General features: G+C 76.8%; 4 protein-coding genes. 2 read left to right on the top strand and 2 right to left on the bottom strand.

Going from position 1 to position 3,312, the window contains the following annotated elements; genetic code table 11:
- Positions 1 to 679, bottom strand: a 679-nt coding sequence (locus ACQRUO_RS39035) for an MFS transporter (RefSeq protein ID WP_428320938.1), incomplete at its 3' end; no start/stop codon positions are given.
- A gap of 73 nt (positions 680 to 752) precedes the next feature.
- On the opposite strand from ACQRUO_RS39035, the gene ACQRUO_RS39030 reads away from it, so the two are divergent.
- Complete coding sequence (locus tag ACQRUO_RS39030) at positions 753 to 1,550, top strand: AraC family transcriptional regulator (RefSeq protein WP_428320937.1); 798 nt, start codon at positions 753 to 755, stop codon at positions 1,548 to 1,550.
- A gap of 42 nt (positions 1,551 to 1,592) precedes the next feature.
- Here ACQRUO_RS39030 and ACQRUO_RS39025 read toward each other — a convergent pair whose 3' ends face one another.
- On the bottom strand, positions 1,593 to 2,789 hold the full coding sequence (locus ACQRUO_RS39025) for a glycosyltransferase (RefSeq protein ID WP_428320936.1): 1,197 nt from the start codon (positions 2,787 to 2,789) through the stop codon (positions 1,593 to 1,595).
- 134 nt (positions 2,790 to 2,923) lie between these two features.
- On the opposite strand from ACQRUO_RS39025, the gene ACQRUO_RS39020 reads away from it, so the two are divergent.
- Positions 2,924 to 3,196 carry a hypothetical protein gene (locus ACQRUO_RS39020; protein WP_428320935.1) on the top strand — a complete coding sequence of 91 codons (273 nt, stop codon included), beginning with the start codon at positions 2,924 to 2,926 and terminating at the stop codon, positions 3,194 to 3,196.
- Positions 3,197 to 3,312: the final 116 nt, after the last annotated feature.

Raw genomic sequence — 3,312 nt, 5'->3', positions numbered from 1 at the left:
CTGCCGCGCCGCCCGCCGCGACGTTCGCCGAGCCGGGCGTCGAGACGGGCGCCGCAACCGGCGGCGCGGCAGGCAGCCGGCGCCACAGCACCAGGGTCAGCAGCGCGGTCACGGCGCACGAGCACCAGAACACCGCCCGCCACCCGGCCACCGCCGCGAGCGCGCCCGAGTAGGCCCGGGCCGCCAGCACCCCGACCAGCAGGCCGGCCTGCACCGCGCCCACGGTGCGGCCGATCCGGCGCTGCCCCGCCAGCGCGACGGCCAGCGGCGCGATCAGCTGGGGGACGGGGGAGAGCAGGCCGAGCAGCAGGCTCGCGACGACCAGCCACACCAGCGTGGGGGCCAGCGCGCACCCGGCCAGCGCGAGCGTGGCGGCGGCGCAGAGCCCCAGGACCAGCCGGCGCCGGTCGCGGCAGTCGCCGGCCGGCACCAGCAGGGTGATGCCGGCGGCGTAGCCGATCTGGGTGGCGGTGGGCAGCGCGCCGAGCTCGCCGACCGGGACGTGCAGCGCGGCGGCGGCCGCGCCGAGCAGGGGCTGGCCGAGGTAGACGTTGGCGGCTGTGACCGCGCTGGTGACGGCCAGCAGGGCGGTCAGCGGGCGGGACAGGCCATCAGGGGTTCGCTGAACGGTGGGCCTGGTGGGCCTGGTGGGGCGGGTGGCAGGCGCGGAGTCGATCACATGCGGATACGTTAGGGACCGGAACCCGTGGCATGCTGTCGTCGATCCGCCGCCTACTGTCGAGAGTGTGCCAATGCACGGCAAGAGCGAGAACCGCGACGACTACCAGGACGTCCCCCGACCGCTGGCGGCGATGGCGCGCGACCTGCCCGACGGGCACCACATCCCGGCCCACCGGCACCGCCGGGCCCAGCTGATCTACGGCACCAGCGGCGCGATGACGGTGGTCACCGACCGCGGCAGCTGGGTGGTGCCGGCGACCCGCGCGGTCTGGGTCCCGCCGGGCGTCACCCACGCGGTGACCTGCACCGGCACGGTCCGGATGCGCACGCTCTACCTGGAACCCGCCGCCGCCCCGGGGCTGCCGGGCGACCCGGTGGTGGTCTCGGTCTCCCGGCTGCTGCGCGAACTCATCGACGAGGCGACCAGGCTGCCGCTCGCCTACGAGGTGGCCGGGCGGGACGGCCGGCTGATGGACCTGCTGCTGCTCGAACTCGATCCGCACCCGGTGCCCGCGCTCCACCTGCCGGCCCCGACCGACCCCGAACTCGACCGGCTCTGCTCGGCGATCCGCGCCGACCCCGGCGCCCACTGGACCACCGCGACCGCCGCCGCCCGCACCCACCTGAGCCCCCGCACCCTGCACCGCCGCTTCCCGGCCGCCACCGGCATGACCCTCACCCACTGGGTCCGGCAGGCGCGGCTGCTGCACGCGATGACCCTGCTGGCCCGGGGCACCCCGGTCACCAGCATCGCGGCGGAGCTCGGCTACGCCACCCCGAGCGCCTTCACCGCGATGTTCCGGCGGGCCCTCGGGGTGCCGCCGAGCGCCTACTTCGCGGTGGACGGCGCGGCGGCGGAGGCGAGCTGACCGGCGATCAGCGGGGCGGGGTGCGACGCGGGCCCGGGGGAGTCAGCCGGCCGCCCACCGCTCGATCAGCTCGACCGAGCGCCCGGCCCCGTCCTCGCCGGCCAGCCGGGCGGCCAGCGCGGCGGCCCGGGCCCGGTAGCCGGGTTCGCGCACGGTCCGGGTGATCGCCGCGGCCAGCCGTTCGGCGGTCAGCTCCTTGAACGGCACCGGCTCGGTACCGGCGCCGAGCCGGTGCAGGGTGCGGGCCCAGAACGGCTGGTCGCCGAGCACCGGTACCGGAACGGCCGGCACCCCGGCCCGCAGCGCCGCCGCCGTGGTGCCCGCGCCACCGTGGTGCACCACCGCGGCCACGTGGCGGAAGAGCAGCGCGTGCGGCAACTCCTCGATCCGGTACAGGTCGTCGCCGCTCCCGGTCAGCCCGGCCCAGCCGGACTGCAGCACCCCGCGCACCCCGGCCAGCCGCAGCGCCCGCACCGCCAGCTCGCCGAGCCGCTCGCCCTCGCCGCCGCCCATGCTGCCGAAGCCGATGAACACCGGTGGCGGCCCGGCCTGCAGGAAGTCCGTCAGCCCGGCCGGCAGCCGGGCGTCGGCAGGGTCGTCCGGCCACCAGTTGCCCACCACCTCCAGCCCGGCCCGCCAGTCGGCCGGGCGCGCCAGCACGCTCGGGCTGTAGCCGTAGAGCACCGGCCAGCCGGTCGCCTCCAGCCGCTTGCGCACCACCCCGCGGCCCACCGCCGGCAGCCCGAGCTCGGCCCGCAACCGGCGCACGGTGTCGCCGTACACCCGGTCCACCAGCTGCAGCGACAGCCGGCCGGCGGCCCGGTTGCCCCACCGCCCCAACGACCGGCCGCTGCCGACCACCGGTACGAACTCCGCGGTCGGGTGCACCGGTTGCAGGTACGCCCCGACGCTCGGGATCCCGGCGGCCTCCGCCAGCTGCCAGCCGAGCGGGGCAGTGGTCGCGGTGAGCAGCAGCAGGTCGGCCCCCGAGCCGGCGGCCGCCACCACCCCGCGCCCGAGTTCCCGGACGAACTCGGTGGCCTGCTTCAACGGCGCCAGGTCCCGGCGCAGCTCGCCCGGCAGCGCCCGGAACTCCAGCCCGCTCGCCGTCACCAGCTCCTCGAACCGGGGCTGGGTGGCCACCGTCACGGTGTGCCCGGCCTGCCGCAGTCGCGCGCCCAGGCCCGTGAAGGGCACCACGTCACCGTGCGACCCCGCGGCCAGCACCAGGATCTCCACCGGACCTCCTCCGTCCCACCCGCGCCCGCGGGCGGGTGCCGCCCACGCTACGCCTGCCTCATCTCCTGTTCTCCGCCCCGGTGGACGCGTCGCCCGGCCGGGTGTTGTCAGACCGGGCTGCGAAGCTGGGCGGCATGGACGAGGAAGCGCTGATGCGCGGTCGGGTCTACGGGGCCGACCACGAGGATCCGGATCCCGGGCCGCAGCCCGGCCGTGCGTACCGGGTGCTGGTCGCCGGGCCGCTGGACGGGCTGCTCCTCGACGTCACCGGCTGGACGGCGGCCGAGCTGGCCGACGGTGCCGCGCTGGAGACCGGGATCGGGCGGTTCGGCCCGGGCGGCCGGGCCTGCTACCGCCCGCGGCCGGATGCCCCGAGCCGGTGGGACTGGGCAGGTGACGTGCCCTAGGGGCAATACCGGTGACTTTGGTGGGGTTCGCTCGTTGAGCGGGTTGTGCCAAGGCCTGGACAGGTGAAGTCGCCGGCGAGCGACCGGTTGTCGGATCGGATCGCGTTGGGGGTGTT

It is taken from the genome of Kitasatospora sp. LaBMicrA B282, assembly GCF_050325825.1.
Taxonomy (GTDB): Bacteria; Actinomycetota; Actinomycetes; order Streptomycetales; family Streptomycetaceae; genus Kitasatospora.
This window is presented reverse-complemented; position numbering and strand designations above follow the sequence as displayed.

Excerpts from the sequence above, each read along its gene's own strand:
- ACQRUO_RS39030 (WP_428320937.1), top strand. The coding sequence starts at position 753 with ATGCACGGCAAGAGCGAGAACCGCGACGACTACCAGGACGTCCCCCGA.
- ACQRUO_RS39020 (WP_428320935.1), top strand. The coding sequence starts at position 2,924 with ATGGACGAGGAAGCGCTGATGCGCGGTCGGGTCTACGGGGCCGACCAC.